This is a genomic window from Caulobacter sp. GW821-FHT11A05 (assembly GCF_058809015.1).
Genome location: NZ_JBXASF010000001.1, coordinates 460,595 through 476,060, shown reverse-complemented (window position 1 = coordinate 476,060; position 15,466 = coordinate 460,595). Strand labels below are relative to the sequence as shown.

Annotated in this window: 16 protein-coding genes; 14 read left to right on the top strand and 2 right to left on the bottom strand. The window is 69.3% G+C overall.

The features are described from left to right. Positions 1–21 precede the first annotated feature (21 nt). Together AC1RSK_RS02155 and AC1RSK_RS02150 are read left to right on the top strand one after the other, a co-directional pair. Positions 22–915, top strand: coding sequence for a pirin family protein (locus tag AC1RSK_RS02155; protein ID WP_492905100.1), 894 nt, complete (start codon positions 22–24; stop codon positions 913–915). 72 nt (positions 916–987) lie between these two features. After that, complete coding sequence (locus AC1RSK_RS02150) at positions 988–1,164, top strand: hypothetical protein (protein WP_492905099.1); 177 nt, start codon at positions 988–990, stop codon at positions 1,162–1,164. Here AC1RSK_RS02150 and pgsA read toward each other — a convergent pair whose 3' ends face one another. After that, a complete protein-coding gene (pgsA, locus tag AC1RSK_RS02145) occupies positions 1,165–1,734 on the bottom strand; it encodes a CDP-diacylglycerol--glycerol-3-phosphate 3-phosphatidyltransferase (RefSeq protein WP_492905098.1) in 570 nt (189 codons plus the stop codon). A 197-nt stretch (positions 1,735–1,931) separates the two neighbouring features. On the opposite strand from pgsA, the gene AC1RSK_RS02140 reads away from it, so the two are divergent. From AC1RSK_RS02140 to AC1RSK_RS02115, 6 genes are all read left to right on the top strand, one after another. Then, positions 1,932–2,510, top strand: coding sequence for an ANTAR domain-containing response regulator (locus AC1RSK_RS02140; protein WP_492905096.1), 579 nt, complete (start codon positions 1,932–1,934; stop codon positions 2,508–2,510). 5 nt (positions 2,511–2,515) lie between these two features. Continuing rightward, the gene (locus tag AC1RSK_RS02135; protein WP_492905389.1) at positions 2,516–3,742 is read left to right on the top strand and encodes a CmpA/NrtA family ABC transporter substrate-binding protein; all 1,227 of its coding nucleotides are present in this window, start codon (positions 2,516–2,518) and stop codon (positions 3,740–3,742) included. Between the two features lie 261 nt (positions 3,743–4,003). Then, positions 4,004–5,401 (top strand): alginate export family protein, encoded by a 1,398-nt coding sequence (locus AC1RSK_RS02130; RefSeq protein ID WP_492905094.1) that lies wholly within the window; start codon positions 4,004–4,006, stop codon positions 5,399–5,401. A 26-nt stretch (positions 5,402–5,427) separates the two neighbouring features. Further along, on the top strand, positions 5,428–6,708 hold the full coding sequence (locus AC1RSK_RS02125) for a CmpA/NrtA family ABC transporter substrate-binding protein (protein ID WP_492905092.1): 1,281 nt from the start codon (positions 5,428–5,430) through the stop codon (positions 6,706–6,708). A 26-nt stretch (positions 6,709–6,734) separates the two neighbouring features. Continuing rightward, the gene (ntrB, locus tag AC1RSK_RS02120; RefSeq protein WP_492905090.1) at positions 6,735–7,640 is read left to right on the top strand and encodes a nitrate ABC transporter permease; all 906 of its coding nucleotides are present in this window, start codon (positions 6,735–6,737) and stop codon (positions 7,638–7,640) included. Between the two features lie 13 nt (positions 7,641–7,653). Continuing rightward, on the top strand, positions 7,654–8,448 hold the full coding sequence (locus AC1RSK_RS02115) for an ABC transporter ATP-binding protein (protein ID WP_492905088.1): 795 nt from the start codon (positions 7,654–7,656) through the stop codon (positions 8,446–8,448). Here AC1RSK_RS02115 and AC1RSK_RS02110 read toward each other — a convergent pair whose 3' ends face one another. Further along, the gene (locus tag AC1RSK_RS02110) at positions 8,449–9,114 is read right to left on the bottom strand and encodes a TetR/AcrR family transcriptional regulator (RefSeq protein ID WP_492905086.1); all 666 of its coding nucleotides are present in this window, start codon (positions 9,112–9,114) and stop codon (positions 8,449–8,451) included. Between the two features lie 118 nt (positions 9,115–9,232). Between AC1RSK_RS02110 and AC1RSK_RS02105 the strand changes: the two genes are divergently transcribed. Genes AC1RSK_RS02105 through AC1RSK_RS02080 form a run of 6 tightly spaced genes read left to right on the top strand, consistent with a single transcriptional unit; the run spans position 9,233 to position 15,435 of the window. After that, positions 9,233–10,762 (top strand): MBOAT family O-acyltransferase, encoded by a 1,530-nt coding sequence (locus AC1RSK_RS02105; protein ID WP_492905085.1) that lies wholly within the window; start codon positions 9,233–9,235, stop codon positions 10,760–10,762. 2 nt (positions 10,763–10,764) lie between these two features. Continuing rightward, positions 10,765–11,916, top strand: coding sequence for a hypothetical protein (locus tag AC1RSK_RS02100; RefSeq protein ID WP_492905083.1), 1,152 nt, complete (start codon positions 10,765–10,767; stop codon positions 11,914–11,916). 50 nt (positions 11,917–11,966) lie between these two features. After that, positions 11,967–12,845: a class I SAM-dependent methyltransferase gene (locus AC1RSK_RS02095; protein ID WP_492905081.1), complete on the top strand. Its 879-nt coding sequence runs from the start codon at positions 11,967–11,969 to the stop codon at positions 12,843–12,845. A 9-nt stretch (positions 12,846–12,854) separates the two neighbouring features. After that, positions 12,855–13,091 carry an acyl carrier protein gene (locus tag AC1RSK_RS02090; RefSeq protein WP_492905079.1) on the top strand — a complete coding sequence of 79 codons (237 nt, stop codon included), beginning with the start codon at positions 12,855–12,857 and terminating at the stop codon, positions 13,089–13,091. A gap of 2 nt (positions 13,092–13,093) precedes the next feature. Next, positions 13,094–13,528: a MaoC family dehydratase gene (locus AC1RSK_RS02085; RefSeq protein WP_492905077.1), complete on the top strand. Its 435-nt coding sequence runs from the start codon at positions 13,094–13,096 to the stop codon at positions 13,526–13,528. Further along, positions 13,525–15,435: an HAD-IIIC family phosphatase gene (locus AC1RSK_RS02080; protein ID WP_492905076.1), complete on the top strand. Its 1,911-nt coding sequence runs from the start codon at positions 13,525–13,527 to the stop codon at positions 15,433–15,435. Before AC1RSK_RS02085 ends, AC1RSK_RS02080 begins: the two co-directional genes overlap by 4 nt. Positions 15,436–15,466 lie beyond the last annotated feature (31 nt).

Sequence of the window (15,466 nt, the reverse complement as noted above, 5' to 3'; positions counted from 1 at the left end):
ACCCGAAATCAGGAGGTCACCATGATCGAACTCGTCATCGACCAGCGGCGCAAGGACCTGGGCGGCTTCGAGGTGGGGCGGGTGCTGCCCTATGCGCCGCACCGGATGGTCGGGCCCTTCATCTTCTTCGACCACATGGGTCCCGCCGAGTTCCAGCCGGGCTTTCCGCGAACCGTCGACGTGCGGCCCCATCCCCACATCGGCCTCTCCACCCTCAGCTACCTGTTCGAGGGGTCGATGACCCACCGCGACAGCGTCGGCAGCGAGATCGTCATCCGGCCGGGCGAGGTCAACTGGATGACCGCCGGCAGCGGCATCACCCACTCCGAACGCTTCGAGGAGCTGCGCGCCAGCGGCGGCCGCATGGACGGCATCCAGACCTGGCTCGCATTACCCACCGAGTCAGAAGAGGCCGCCCCCGCCTTCAGCCACCACGAAGGCAATGACGAACTGCCCTTCTACGAAGCCGGCGGCCTGAGCGCCCGCCTGGTGGCCGGCAAGGCCTTCGGGGCCGAGGCCAAGGTGCCGGTCTTCTCGCCCCTGTTCTACGTCCACTGGGAGCTGGCCGCCGGGGCCACGGCCGCCCTGCCGGCCGAGTATCCCGAACGCGCCGCCTATGTCGCCAAGGGCAGCGTCGAGATCGACGGCAGGACCCTGCACACCGGCCAGATGGCTGTCTTCCAACCCGGCGACACCATCCCGGTCACCGCCCTGGAGCCCAGCACCGTCATGCTGCTCGGCGGCGAGCCGGTGGGCCCGCGCTTCATCGACTGGAACTTCGTCTCCTCCAGCAAGGAGCGGATCGACCAGGCCAAGGCCGACTGGCGGGCCGGCCGCATGAAGCTGCCCGACCTCGACCACGACGAGTTCATCCCCCTGCCCGATCCGCCGCCCCCGCCACCGCCGATGTCCTAGGGCGCGCCGGGTCGCACCTTCACTTCTCGCCTTGCCATCGCCTCAGTTGCGAGTAATTCTCAATTTCATAAATTGAGTCCGGAGGCGATCATGGTGTTCCAGGCGATCGGCGCGTGCGTCCTGATGCGGCTGATGCGGGCAGACCGGCAGGCGGTGGAGACCGACTGGCTGCTGTTCGGGCCGACCGATCCCGAGGTGGTCGACGACGAGGCCGAGCGGGAGGCGCCCTTCCTGCTGGCCGCCGAATAGCTACCCCTTGAGGGCCTTGCGAGCAGCCAGGCCGTACTCGACGCCGGTCCAGACGGTGACGGCGGCGGCGGCCCAGAGGGCGATGTCGACGCCCAGGCTGATCTGGCCCGTCATCCACTGCGGCTCGGTCAGGCGCAGCAGGGCGGCGGCCAGGGCGACCAGCTGCAGGGTGGTCTTCCATTTGGCCAGCATGGTCACCGGCAGACGCAGGCCGCGCGGGGCCAGGACCTCGCGCAGGGCGCTGATCGAGAACTCGCGGAACAGGATCAGGCCGCCGGTCAGGGCGGCGATGGCGTCGCCGTGGATGGCCAGGCCGACGATGGCCCCGGCCACCAGCACCTTGTCGGCGATCGGGTCGAGGATGGCCCCGGTCAGGCTCTCGACCTGGTACTTGCGAGCCAGCCAGCCGTCGAAGAAGTCAGTGACGGCGGCGATCACGAAGCCCCAGAAGGCGAAATGCAGCAGCGGCGGCCCGGAGGTCGGCAGGGTGACACCGGCCAGCAGCGCCAGGAACACCAGCAGGGTGAGGACCAGTCGGCCGAGGGTGAGGATGTTCGGGACGTGCTTCATGATCCCAGTCTAACGCCCGACAACGCCGGTCGGATACCGGCGGATCGCCCCCGCGATACGTCGACGCAGTCGCCATCGGGCCCGGATGCGCGATTTGGCCCACCCCGGGCGCCCATATTTTAGGCGCTCGCGGCCGGCGCCCATGAAGAAGGCACGGCGGGCCTTGCCGCCGGGGCCTCGACACGAGCCTTGGCCCCATGCGCGTCCTCGTCATCGATTCCGATCTGGCCCGGACCGCCCTCGTCACTGAAGGACTGGAGGGCGTGCATCCGCTTGAGGTGCGCCAGGCCGCCGTCTTCGACGAGGCCGACATCACCCGCTTTGCCCCCCACGTCATCGTCATCGCCTGCGACAGCCCCGACCGCGACACGCTGGAGAGCCTGCGCGAGGCGACCGGCCATAACCCGCGCCCAGTGGTGATGTTCGTCGACCGCTCGACCCCCGGCCTGGCCGAGGCGGCCATCGACGCGGGGGTGGCGGCTTACGTCGTCGACGGGCTGTCGACCAACCGGGTGCGGTCGGTGCTCGAGGTGGCGATGAGCCGGTTCGAGTCGATGCAGAAGCTGCGGACCGACCTGGCCAAGGCCCAGGCCGACCTGTCGGCCCGCAAGACCATCGAGCGGGCCAAGGGCCTGCTCATGAAGGAGCGCGGCCTCGATGAGGACGCCGCCTTCCGGCTGCTGCGCAAGCTGGCCATGGATTCGGGACGGCCGATGGGCGCGGTGGCGGCGGATCTGATCGCCTTCGCGGGTGTGTTGAAAGGGACGGGCGGGTGAGCGGGATGGACGTGCGGCTTGGTTTCATCCCCCTGATCGACTGCGCGCCGCTGGTGGTCGCCGCCGAGCGCGGCTTCTTCGCCGACGAGGGCCTGTCGGTGACGCTCAGCCGCGAAGCCTCCTGGGCCAACATCCGCGACAAGGTGGCGGTCGGGGCCCTGGACGGAGCCCATATGCTGGGGGCCATGGCTCTGGCCACCACCCTGGGGCTGTCAGGCACGCAGTCGGCCACGGTCGCGCCCCTGGCCCTGAACGCCGGCGGCAGCGCCATCACCGTCTCGACGGCCCTGGCCGCCGCCCTGCGCGACATCGATCCCGAGGGCATGGCCGCCCCGGTGCGCACGGCCGCGCCGCTGGCCAAACTCATCGCCGCCCGCGCCGCCGCCGGCCAGCCGCAACTGACCTTCGCCGTGGTCTTCCCCCATTCGATCCATAGCCACCAGTTGCGCTACTGGCTGGCCCAGGCCGGTATCGACCCGGACGAGGATGTCCGCATCGTCGTCGTGCCGCCGCCGCGCATGGCCGCCCGGCTGCACGCCGGCGAGATCGACGGCTTCTGCGTCGGCGCGCCCTGGAACGCGGTGTCGGTGCTGCAGGGCGAGGGCGAGATCCTGATCCGCGGCGGCGACTTCTGGCGCGGCGCCCCGGACAAGGTGTTGGGCGTCACCCAAGCCTGGGCCGAGCGCAAGCCCGACGCCCTGCAGGCCATCCTGCGCGCCCTGCTGCGGGCCGGGGTCTGGGCCGATGCGCCGGACCATCGCCTGGAGCTGGCCGAGATGCTGGCCCAGCCGCGTTACGTGGACTCGCCGACCGAGACCCTGGCCGCCTCCCTGGTTCCGACCGCGCCGGCCGCGACAGGGCCGGTGTTCGACCAGATCGCCTTCCACCGCCATGCCGCCAGCTTCCCCTGGCGCAGCCATGCGCTCTGGTCGCTGAGCCAGATGCGGCGCTGGGGCCAGATCGGTCCGGAGATCGACCTGCCGGCCGTGGCCGAGGCGGTTTATCGGCCAGACCTGTTCCGCACCGCGGCAGCGGCGCTCAGCCTGGCCGCGCCGCTGGTCGACGAGAAATCCGAGGGGGCGCACGCCGGCCCCTGGACCCTGGAATCGGCCACCGCGCCGATCGCCATGGCCCCCGATCTGTTCTTCGATGGCCAGGTTTTCGACCCCGGCCAGCCCCTGGCCTACGCCCGGGGATTCGCCGTCGGACGGGTCGAACCGCTCGGAATCTGAGCGCGACCCCGGCAAATGCCGCCTATCCATTGTGCAGTTGCGAAGGGAACGGGCTGACAATCCTTTCGCAGTTGCGAAGAAAGCCGGGGACGATCCTAGTTCCCTTCGAACACGCGGAACAACGACGTTCCGCGAGGCCCTAGAGGGCCGCCGGCGGTCCTTCAGGCCGTACGGATTTGAACGAGGACAATGACGTCCGGTGCGGGGCTGCGGCCCCGGACCGGGCGTTTTTTTGTGCCTGCAAACAAGGGGATACGGGGCATGACGACGAGACATCTTTGGGGAGCCAGCACCGCGGCGGCGGCCTTGCTCATGGCCAGCGGCGCGATGGCGCAGGCGGTTCCGGCCGAACCCGCGCCGCCTGCCGAGGCAACCGAGGAGGCCGTTCCCGCCGAGGAACCGGCGGCCGAGGAACCCGCCGCCGAGGAGCCGGCCCCGCCGCCGGAGCCGCCGGCCGCCCCGCCGACCATCACCGAGGCCATCGGGGCCGGCAAGCTGATCTTCGAGAGCCGCGCCCGCTACGAGACGGTCGACCAGGACGGGATTGCCAACACCGCCGAGGCCCTGACCCTGCGCACCCGCCTTGGCTGGGAAACCGGCGACTGGAACGGCTTCAAGGGCCTGGTCGAGTTCGAGGACGTCCGCCAGATCGGCGACGAGGACTACAACGTCCAGGTCCCCGGCGTGGCCCCCAGCCTGAACGGCAAGCCGACCTATCCGATCATCAACGACCCGGACGTCACCGAGCTGAACCGCCTGCAGCTGACCTGGACTCCCAGCAGCGAACTGCAGGTCACCCTGGGCCGCCAGCGCATCCTGCTGGACGACCAGCGCTTCGTCGGCAACGTCGGCTGGCGCCAGGACGAGCAGACCTTCGACGCGGCCCGCATCGACGCCGCCTGGGGCAAGCTCAAAGGGACCTACGTCTATGTCGCCCACGTCAACCGCATCCTCGGCGAGATGCGCGACTGGAACTCCGACAGCCACCTGCTCAACGTCACCTGGTCGGTGGCCGAGCCGCTCAAGCTGCAGGGCTTCGTCTACGCCCTCGACTTCGACAACAGCCCGGCCAACTCCAACATCACCGTCGGCGGCAAGGCCTCGGGCAAGGTGTGGCTGAGCCTGGTGCAGCTGGCCTACAACGCCACCTACGCCCAGCAGAGCGACTACAAGGGCGCCACCGTCCCCTACGAGCTGGACTATTACAGCGGCGACCTGGCGGCGACCTTCGACATCTACACCGTCAAGGCCAGCTACGAGGTGCTGGAAGGCGACGGCGTGCGTGGCTTCACCACCCCGCTGGCCACCGTCCACGCCTTCCAGGGCTGGGCCGACGCCTGGGTCTCGCCGGGCGGCAACAAGAGCTTCCGGGACGGGCTGAAGGACTTCAACCTGACCGCGACCTTCCGGCCGCGCTTCAAGTTCACCTACCTGTTCAACACCGAGTTCACTGTCCGCTACCACGACTTCGACGACGAGCGGACCGGCGCGGACCTGGCCGACGAATGGGACCTGCAGGTCACCGCGGCGATCACGCCCAAGCTCAGCATCCTCTTCAAGTACGCCGACTTCGATCGCGAGAACACCGTGCCGCTGGGCACGGCCGCCCCGCCCGCCTCGCGGACCAAGGGCTGGATCAGCCTCGAATACCGCTTCTGAGCCCTCTCCTTCCAAGGACACCCATCATGACCAAAGACAGCAAAATCCAGCTGACCCGCCGCGGGGCGCTCACGGGCGCCGCCGCCACCCTGGCCGCCGTCCACGCCGCCTTCCCCGGCGGGGCCCACGCCGCCGGCCCCGGCCCCGAGGTCAGCAAGGCCAAGCTGGGCTTCATCGCCCTGACCGACGCCTCGCCGCTGATCATCGCCAAGGAACGCGGCCTGTTCACCAAGTACGGCATGCCCGACGTCGAGGTCCTCAAGCAGGCCTCCTGGGCGGCCACCCGCGACAACCTGGTGCTGGGCTCCGGCTCGGGCGGCATCGACGGGGCCCACATCCTGTCGCCGATGCCCTACCTGATGACCACCGGCTCGATCACCGGCGGCCGCATCGTGCCGATGAACATCCTGGCGCGGCTGAACCTCAACGGCCAGGCCATCTCGGTCGGCAATGACCTCAAAGCGGTCAAGGTCGGGCTCGACAGCTCCGGGGCCAAGGCCAAGTTCGCCCAGATGAAGGCGGCCGGCAACATCGCCAAGGTGGCCATGACCTTCCGGGGCGGCACCCACGACCTGTGGGTCCGCTACTGGCTGGCGGCCGGCGGCATCAACCCCGACACCGACATCTCGACCATCGTCATCCCGCCGCCCCAGATGGTCGCCAACATGAAGGCCGGCACGCAGGACGTGTTCTGCGTCGGCGAGCCCTGGAACGGCCAGCTGGTCAACCAGAAGGTCGGCTACACCGCCGCCACCACGAGCGAGATCTGGAAGGACCATCCCGAGAAATGTCTGGGGATGCGCGCCGACTGGGTGGCCAAATACCCCCGCGCCGCCAAGGCCATCACCATGGCCGTCATGGAAGCCCAGATGTGGTGTGACAAGATGGCCAACCGGCCGGCCATGTGCTCGGTGGTCTCCGGCCGCCAGTACATCAACGTGCCGATCGGCGACATCCTGCCCCGCCTGCAGGGCACGATCACCTATGGCGACGGCCGCGTGGTCAAGGGTTCGCCCCACTACATGAAGTTCTGGGCCAACAACGCCTCCTTCCCCTTCAAGTCGCACGACCTGTGGTTCCTGACCGAGGACGTCCGCTGGGGCGTGCTGCCGGCCAAGACCAACAAGCAGGCCCTGGTCGCCAAGGTGAACCGCGCCGACATCTGGCGGGCCGCCGCCAAGGACCTGGGCGTCGCCGCCCCGGCCTCCGACAGCCGCGGCGTCGAGCGCTTCTTCGACGGCAAGGTCTTCGACCCGAACAACCCGTCCGCCTACCTGGCCAGCCAGCCGATCAAGAAGCTGGTCTGACCCGACCTTTGACAATGGAGGCCGCGATGAGCGTACCGAAAGTCACCATCGAGACCGTCGAGCCCGTTCCGGCCCCGCCGGACGTCGCGGCCGTCGCCCAACCCCCAGCTCCGCCCCGCAAATCCAGTCCGGCCCTGCGCCGGCTGGGCGCCGGGGCGGTGCGGTTCGCCAGCATCGTCATCCCCCCGGTGGCGGTGCTGGCGGTCATCCTGATCGCCTGGGAGCTCCTGACCATCGGCCAGACCGGCGGCCTGCCGGCCCCGTCGATGGTCTGGCTGGAGTCCAAGGACCTGATCATGGACCCCTTCTTCGACCGGGGCGGGGTCGACAAGGGCCTGTTCTGGCACGTGCTGACCAGCCTCAGCCGGGTCGGCATCGGCTTCTCACTGGCCGCCGTGGTCGGCATCGCGCTGGGCGTGCTGGTCGGGGTCAACCTCTGGGCCCACCGGGGCCTGGACCCGATCTTCCAGGTGCTGCGGACCGTGCCGCCTCTGGCCTGGCTGCCGATCAGCCTGGCGACTTTCCGCGAGGCCCAGCCCTCGGCCCTGTTCGTGATCTTCATCACCGCCATCTGGCCGATCATCATCAACACCGCCGCCGGGGTGCGAAACCTGCCGACCGACTATGTCAACGTCGCCAGGGTGCTGCGCCTCTCACCCATCGAGTTCTTCCTGCGCATCCTGATGCCGGCCACCACGCCGCACGTCTTCACCGGCCTGCGCATCGGGGTGGGCATGAGCTGGCTGGGCATCATCGCCTCGGAGATGCTGCTCGGCGGGGTCGGCGTCGGCTTCTTCATCTGGGACCAGTACAACTCGTCCCGTATCTCCGACATCGTCGTCGCCCTGCTGTGGGTGGGACTGGTCGGCTACATGCTCGACCGGGCGGTCGCGCTGGTCGGCCGCATCGTCTCGCGCGGCTCGGCGGCTTGAGGGAGCACCAACCATGACCAGCTATCTTTCCATCGAAGCGGTGGGCGTCAGCTTCGCCTCGCGCGGCGCCCCGCCCGTCGAGGTGTTGCAGGGCATCGACCTGAAGGTCGACCGGGGCGAGTTCGTCTCGATCATCGGCCACTCCGGCTGTGGCAAGTCGACCCTGCTCAACGTCGTCGCCGGCCTGGTGCCGGCCACGACGGGGGCGGTGATCCTCGACGGCGACGCGGTCTCCGCCCCGGGACCCGACCGGGCGGTGGTGTTCCAGAACCACTCCCTGCTGCCCTGGCTGTCGGTCTACGAGAACGTCGCCCTGGCGGTGGACAAGGTGTTCGCCGGCAAGAAGAGCCGGGCCGAGCGCCGCGACTGGGTGATGCACAACCTGGCCCTGGTGCAGATGACCCACGCCAAGGACCGCCGCCCCGGCGAGGTCAGCGGCGGCATGAAGCAGCGGGTCGGCATCGCCCGGGCCCTGGCCATGGAACCCAAGGTGCTGCTGCTCGACGAGCCGTTCGGGGCCCTCGACGCCCTGACCCGCGCTCACCTGCAGGACAGCGTCATGGAGATCCACGGCCAGCTCAAGAACACCGTGCTGATGGTCACCCACGACGTCGACGAGGCGGCCCTGCTGTCGGACCGCATCGTCATGATGACCAACGGCCCGGCCGCCCGCATCGGCCAGATCCAGCCGATCGACCTGCCAAGGCCACGCATCCGCCTCGAGATCGACCGCGAGCCGGCCTACCTCGACGCCCGCCACCAGGTGATCGCCTTCCTGCACGGCGGCCGCCAGCGCAGCGCCGCCTAGCTACCAGCGGCGGACCGGCGAAGCGGAGACCGCATGGCCGCCCGGCCATGCGGGGGCCGCCGGCCCACCGGCCAGGACTTCGAAGGCGGCGACGAAGTCGGCTTCGTCGATCAGGTCGGGAGCCTGGAAGTAGCTGACCGTCAGGCCGGCGGTCAGGGCGTCGATGACCTTGACGAAGCGCTCGGCCGGCATCGGCAGGGACCCCGGCGGCACGAGGCGGGCAAAGCCATTGGCCATGCTGCGCCAGCCGCCGGCCGTCGCCTCGGCCCGCTGGCTGAGCAGGTCCGGCCGGGTCATCAGGTGCAGCTGGATGGCGGCGGTCAGGGCCCGCCGCTCCAGCCGCGCCTTGGCATGGGCGAACACCGCCTGGCCCAGCAACCGCATCTGAACTTTAAGCGACGCGCCGGGCTGGAACTGCACCGACACCGGCGCGGTCTCCTGCTCCATGACCGCCATGAACAGGGCGTCGCGGCTCTCGAAGTTGCCATGGAAGGCGCCACGGGTCATGCCGGCCCGGGCGCAGATCTCGTCCAGCGACGTCCGCTCGAACCCCTTCTCGGCGATCAGTCCGGCGGCGGCCGTGACCAGGGCGCGTCTCGTGCGGAGGCGCTTGTCGCCCTTCGGCCTGGGCGGAGCGGCGGGAACGGAATCGGCGACGGCGGTCATCGAACGGGAATACGAAGCGGTATCTTTCGGCGCAACCGGGTTTTCGGCATTCCTGAAAACCTGACAGGCGACCGAGCGGCTGCTTGTTGGAGGTCGCGCCATCGGGCAAATCTGCCAGGTGGCGTTCACCGAACCGTTTTTCCTGCTTTGCTTTGTCCCTGTCGCCCTCCTGGGCTTCTGGGCGGCCGCGCGTCTGTGGGGGAAGGAAGCGGCGCTTGGCGTCGTGCTCGTCGTGTCCTGCCTGTTCTATGCGGCCTACGGCGTCAGAGTCTTTGCCCTGATGGCCGCCGGCACACTGATCAACGGCGCCATCTGCCTGGCCCTGATGCGACTGCCCGCGTCGCGGCGCGGGCTGCGGGGGGTTCTGTTCTGGACAGGCCAGGCCTGGAATTTCGGGACCTTGGCGCTGTTCAAGTATCTCGCGCCGATTGTCGGCCAGGCCCAGGGCGCCGAGGTGAGCGCCATTCCGGTCGGCATCTCCTTCTACACCTTCCAGCAGGCCGTGCTGCTGTTCGACGCCTTCAACCTCGATCGGCGGGTTGTCGAGTACCTGCCCGGCCGGCGGCCGGCTCTGGGCATGGTAAGGTTCGGCGCCTTCCACACCTTCTTTCCGCAGCTGGTGGTCGGCCCCATCACCTATCTGTCGGAATTCGGGCCTCAGGCGCTGTCTCGCCGGTTCGGTCGCTTCAACCGGATCGACCTGGAGGCCGGGTTGACGCTGATCGCCATCGGCCTGTTCAAGAAGGTGGTGATCGCGGACTCGCTGGGCCGGATCACCGCCCCCGTTTTCGATGGCCTGGCCCAGGGCATGCCGGCCAACAGCGTTCAGGCCTGGCTGGCGGTGACCGGCTATTTCGCCCAGCTCTATTTCGACTTCTCCGGCTACAGCGACATGGCTCTGGGGCTGGCGCGGCTGTTTGGCATACGCTTGCCGTTCAACTTCGACAGCCCTTTGCGCGCCAGCGGCATCGCCGACTTCTACCGCCGCTGGCACATCACCCTGACCCGGATCATCGGCCGCTTCCTGTTCACGCCGCTGTCGCTGTGGGGCGCGCGGACGGCCGCGCGCCATGACCTCCCGGCCCCTGTCGGCAGGGCGCTGTCGGCCTGGGGACCGATGCTGGCGAACTTCCAGGTCATCGCCCTGTGGCACGCCGCCCTGCCGACCTTCATGCTGTTCGGCCTGATCCACGGCCTGTGGTTCATCTTGGAGACCGAGGCCAAGGCCACGAAGCTCTGGCGGCGCTTCAAGAAGGGGACCGGTGAAGATTTCCGACTGCGTGCGGGTCAGGCGCTGACCATCCTGCCCTTGATGCTGACCTTCGCCCTGTTCCGCTCCGCCGACCTCGGCGTCTTTCGCGAGTTGCTTGGAGCCCTGGCGCCGACCCGCCCGGGTCCAATGAACTGGACCGGCGCGGCGCAGGTCGCCGGGGCCTTCGCCCTGATATGGCTGGCGCCCAACTCGCAGGAACTGCTGCGCCGATACCGGCCCGGCATCCGCACCTGGAACACCCCCTCGACCACCCCGGGGGCGCTGCGGATCGAATGGCGCCCCACCCTGCTGTGGGGCGCGTTCACCGCGGTGCTGCTGCTGAGCGCCTTGGCGATGATCGCCTACCGCTCGCCCTTTATCTACATGGGGTACTGAAGGTGACCGGCTGGACGCGCCTGCTTCGGAGCCGCCATCCGGCCCTGCGCTGGCCGGGGCGGTGGCCGTTCCTGGCCGCGACGGGCGCAGCCCTGTTCGTGGCGTCCGCCACGGCGCTGTTCGTCACTCTGATCGATCCGCACGATCTCTATCCCTGGGGCGCGCGCCCCCATCTCTCAGGAAAGATGCTGGCCGGTCCCGCCCAGGCCCAGGTGCTGAACGTGGCGACCAATGGGGATTTCGACACCCTGCTGATCGGCTCTTCCTCGGCGCAGCAGTTCGAGGGACCAGACCTGTCGCGTCATCTGTCGGGCACGAAGCGCGGCTACGCCATCGTCTACCTGGGCGCCCAACCCGCGGACCTGGCCATCGTCATGGACCGGGTGGCCCGGGCGCCGAACCTGCGGCGGGTCCTGCTGAGCTACGACCTGGGCTTCCTGGCGCCGGCCGATCGCATGCAGGCGAGTTTTCCCAAGGCTCTTTACGACGATAGCCCACTGAACGACCTGGGCGCGATGAGCGCGACGTCGCTGGAGCTGGCGTGGCGGCTGGCCGCGGGTGGGGACTATGACAATCGTCGATGGGACATGGCGCCGCTGCGGGCCGGCTGGGCGACCCGCTACCGCCTGAGCCAGACGCCGCGGACGGTCGCCATCTATCGCGGCTTCATGGCGCGGCAGAAGGCGCGGCTGGACGCGCCGACAGGCCTGACCTGCGCCGACTTCAGCGCCAACGCACAGATCGCCGCCTTTGCGCGGCGGCTGGAGGCCCGAGGCGTGCGCCTCGACATCATCATTCCGGCCTACAGCTACGCCGCCTACTCCGACTTCAACCGGCCCGAGCGGAACGAGCGGGTGCTGGGCCAGCCGGCGTTGGCGACGTTCCTGCAGTCGCGGCGCTGCATGATCGCGGCCGTCGCGCCCTTCGCCAATACGCGCGTCCACGGTTTCGACCTGGAGCGGGACCTCGTCGAGGACATGGCCAACTACTGGGATACCACCCACATCTATGGCCCGGCGAACGGACGCCGGATGCTGGATGCCATCGACCGGGGCGAGCACGTCTTGACCGTACGCAACTTCGAGCCCTACGCGCTGGAACTGCGTCGGCGGGTGGTCGCCTGGAAATACTACAACTCGAAGGCGGAACCATGAACCCGGCGCCGACAGAGACCCAAGGCGTCGCATCCGGCGCGGGGCCGTCGTTGCAGCGGCTCATCGCCGATCAACTGCGCGTCTTTCCCGAGCACGAGGGTTTCCTGCGCCGCCGGTTCGCGGAGGGGTCCGATCCGTTCTGCGAGAGCCTGGCCGCGACCATCGCCGACATCGCGGGCGCGGCGCTTTCGGCGCTTTGCGAAGACTACCGCTGGTTAGCGGGGGCCGTGCTGGAGGAAGAGCTGTTCTTCCGCCGGGAGGGCCGATACCGCCTGGCGAGCTTCGCCGAGGCCGAGGCGCTGGTCTATGCCGACCCCGCCTACATGACCCGCTACATGAACGGCCTCTTGCTGTCGCAGCTCTGGTGGCCGAACCATACCGCCGTGCTGGCCTGGTTCCGTGACCGCTACCTGCCTGGCAACACGCCGGGCGCCCGCCACCTGGAGATCGGGCCGGGCCACGGGCTGTTCCTGCTGCTGGCGGAGCAGGACCCGCGGACGGCCTCCTGCGTTGGATGGGACGTCAGTCCGGCGAGCCTGGCTCTGGTCGAGAAGACCTTTGCCGCGCTCGGACGATCCTGCCCGGCGCTGCTGCTGGCCAATCTCTTCGAGCCCCGGAGGGAACAGTTCGAGTCCATCGCCTTCTCAGAGGTGCTGGAGCATCTCGAGCAGCCGGCCGAGGCGTTGGATCGAATCTTCGATCTTCTGGCGCCAGGCGGCCGGGCCTTCATCAATGCGCCGGTCAACTCTCCCGCACCGGACCACATCACCCTGTTCGAGACTCCCGAGGCGATCGTCGATCTGGTCCGCGCGGCCGGCCTGGAGGTCGAGGAAGTGCTGCTGGCGCCGGCCGCCGGCGCCAGCATCGAGCGGGCGCGCCGGCTGCAATTGGCCATCTCCACGGTCGTCATCGCGCGCCGGCCGTTCTAGAGAAACCCTATGAGCCAGATTCAACCCGAGCTGGAAGACATCCTCCGCACCCTGTTCGACGAATATGAGGGGCCCGTGACCGGCGCCCTGACCGCCGCGCAGGTTGAACAGTGGGACAGTCTGGCGAACGTCCAGCTGGTGGTGCTGGCCGAGCGGACCTTCGGCGTGCGCTTCACCACCGCCGAAATCGCGGGCCTGGCCAATCTTGGCGCGCTGGCTGACCTGATACGAACCAAGCAGGGCTAGAGGTGGCCGACCCGGACCACAGGTTTGCGCTCATCGCTCCCGGCCTGACCGCCGAGCGGGTCTTCACGATCGACGCCGACGCCATGGCCGCTTTCGCCCGCATTTCGGGGGACACAAGCGCGGTCCACACCGATCCGGTCTTCGCCGAAAGCCGGGGGTTCAAGGACGTTATCGTCTACGGCGGGTTGATGCTTGCGCAACTGTCGGGCGCGCTGGGCAGCCTGCTGCCGGGCGACGAGGGGGTTTCGACCCGCTGGAGCATCGATTTCCGTAGCCCGTTGTACGTTGGCGAGCCCGCCGCCCTCAGCCTGGAGGTAGCGCACGTCTCGGGCGCCGTGGGGCTGGTGGACCTGCGGTTCAGCATACGGGCCGGGGAACGGCTGGTGGCCAGCGGCACGGCCCAGAGTCTGGTTCCGCCCGGGCGGATCGCGCCATGAGCCCGGCAGGCCTCGACGTCACCGGTTTTTTCTGGCGCCCGCCGCGCCAGGCGAACTGGGACGCGGCCTGCAAGGCGTTAGCCGCCGAGATCGCCGCCACGCCGGAAGAGCAGCCGGTTTCCGCCGACCTCTGCCAGGTCTTGCGCAGTCTGGCGGGCCAACAGCCGCAGCCGCTCGACGGGATCAAGCTTGGGCGACTGGCCAGGCGCCTGGCCGAGCGGCCGGGCGGGGTTCAGGGCCTGCGCCCGTTCCGGCTGGCCATCGTCGGAGAGCAGACGCTGGCCCTGTTGGCCTCCGATCTGGCGGCGGCGGGGCTGGCCCGGGGACTGCTGATCGAGACGGTGGTCGCGCCGTTCGGGGTCAGCGGCGCCGTCGCCTCGGGCCAGGTGAAGTTGCAGCAGGCCGAGGGCTTCGACGCGGTGCTGTTCATGCCCGACGCTCGCCACGACGGCGTCCTGGCGCTGGACCGGGACAGCGAGCAGGCCCGGATGGCGGAGCAGCGCGAGGCGCTGGAGCGGATGGTGGCCGGCCTGCGCGCCGAACTCGGCGCCCCGGTGATCCTGGCCAGCGCGCCGGTCCCCGCGCCGCTGGCGGCCGCGGACCTGGGTGTGCTGTCGAGCCCGACGCGGTTCGCCCAGGCCTTCAACCTGATGCTGGCCGACGGCATGGCCGACGGACACTGGGCCCTGTGGGACCTGGCGGGTCTGGCGGCCGAGATCGGCGGCGGACGGTTTCGCGACCCGGCGCGCTGGCATGCCGCGAAGCTGCCGTTCGATCCGGCCCTGGGACCGCTGGTCGCCGACCATCTGTGCCGGTTGCTGGCGGCGATGGCGGGTCTGTCGGGCCGGGCGCTGGTGCTTGATCTCGACAACACGCTGTGGGGCGGGGTGATCGGCGACGACGGGCTGGAGGGCATCCGGCTTGGTCAGGGCTCGGCCGAAGGCGAGGCGTTCGTGGCCGTGCAGACCCTGGCCCTGGCGCTGCGTGAGCGCGGCATCGTCCTGGCCGTCTGTTCGAAGAATACGGAGGCCACGGCCCGGCTGCCCTTCGAGCAGCATCCGGAGATGCGGCTGAAGCCCTGGCACATCACCGTCTTCCATGCCGACTGGACCGACAAGGCCAGCGCCCTGACCGCCATCGCCAGGTCGCTGGGCCTGACGACGGAATCCCTGGTGTTGCTGGACGACAACCCCGTCGAGCGCGCCTGGGTGCGGGCCGCCCTGCCCGGCCTGATGGTTCCCGAGTTGCCGGAAGACCCGGCCGGCTTTCCGGCCACGCTCATCGCCAGCGGCGTTTTCGAACACCTGCCGTTGGGCGGTGAGGATGTGGGGCGTGCTCAGGCCTATGCCGCGCGGGCGGCCGCGCAGCAGGCGCTGGACCTGTCGGGCGACTACCAGACGTGGCTAAGCGACCTGCAGATGCGCCTGACCATCGCCCCGTTCGACGCCATCGGCCGCAGCCGCATCGCCCAGCTGATCGCCAAGTCCAACCAGTTCAACCTGACCGGCCGGCGATACACCGAACCGCAGGTGGACGCCCTGGCCGCCGACCCGGATGTCCTGACCTGGCAGGCGCGGCTGTCGGATCGTTTCGGCGACCACGGGATGATCGGGGTTGTCGTGGTGCGGGGGCTGGCCGGTCCCGACTGGGAGATCGACAGCTGGCTGATGTCGTGCCGCGTGCTCGAGCGGGGCGTCGAACAGGCCCTGATGAACCAGCTGGTCGAAACGGCCCGCGCGGCGGGCGCCGGGACCTTGAGCGGTCGCTGGATCGACAGCGGTCGCAATGGCCTGGTCAGGGACTTCTATGACCGCATGGGGTTTGAACGCGCGGAGCCTGGCCAATGGCGATTGCGGATCGGGCAGGCCCGGCCGCTGCCGACCACCCTCTTGGCCGAAGGACTTTAGTCATGACGCCAAAGGGAGGACGGAGGTCCTG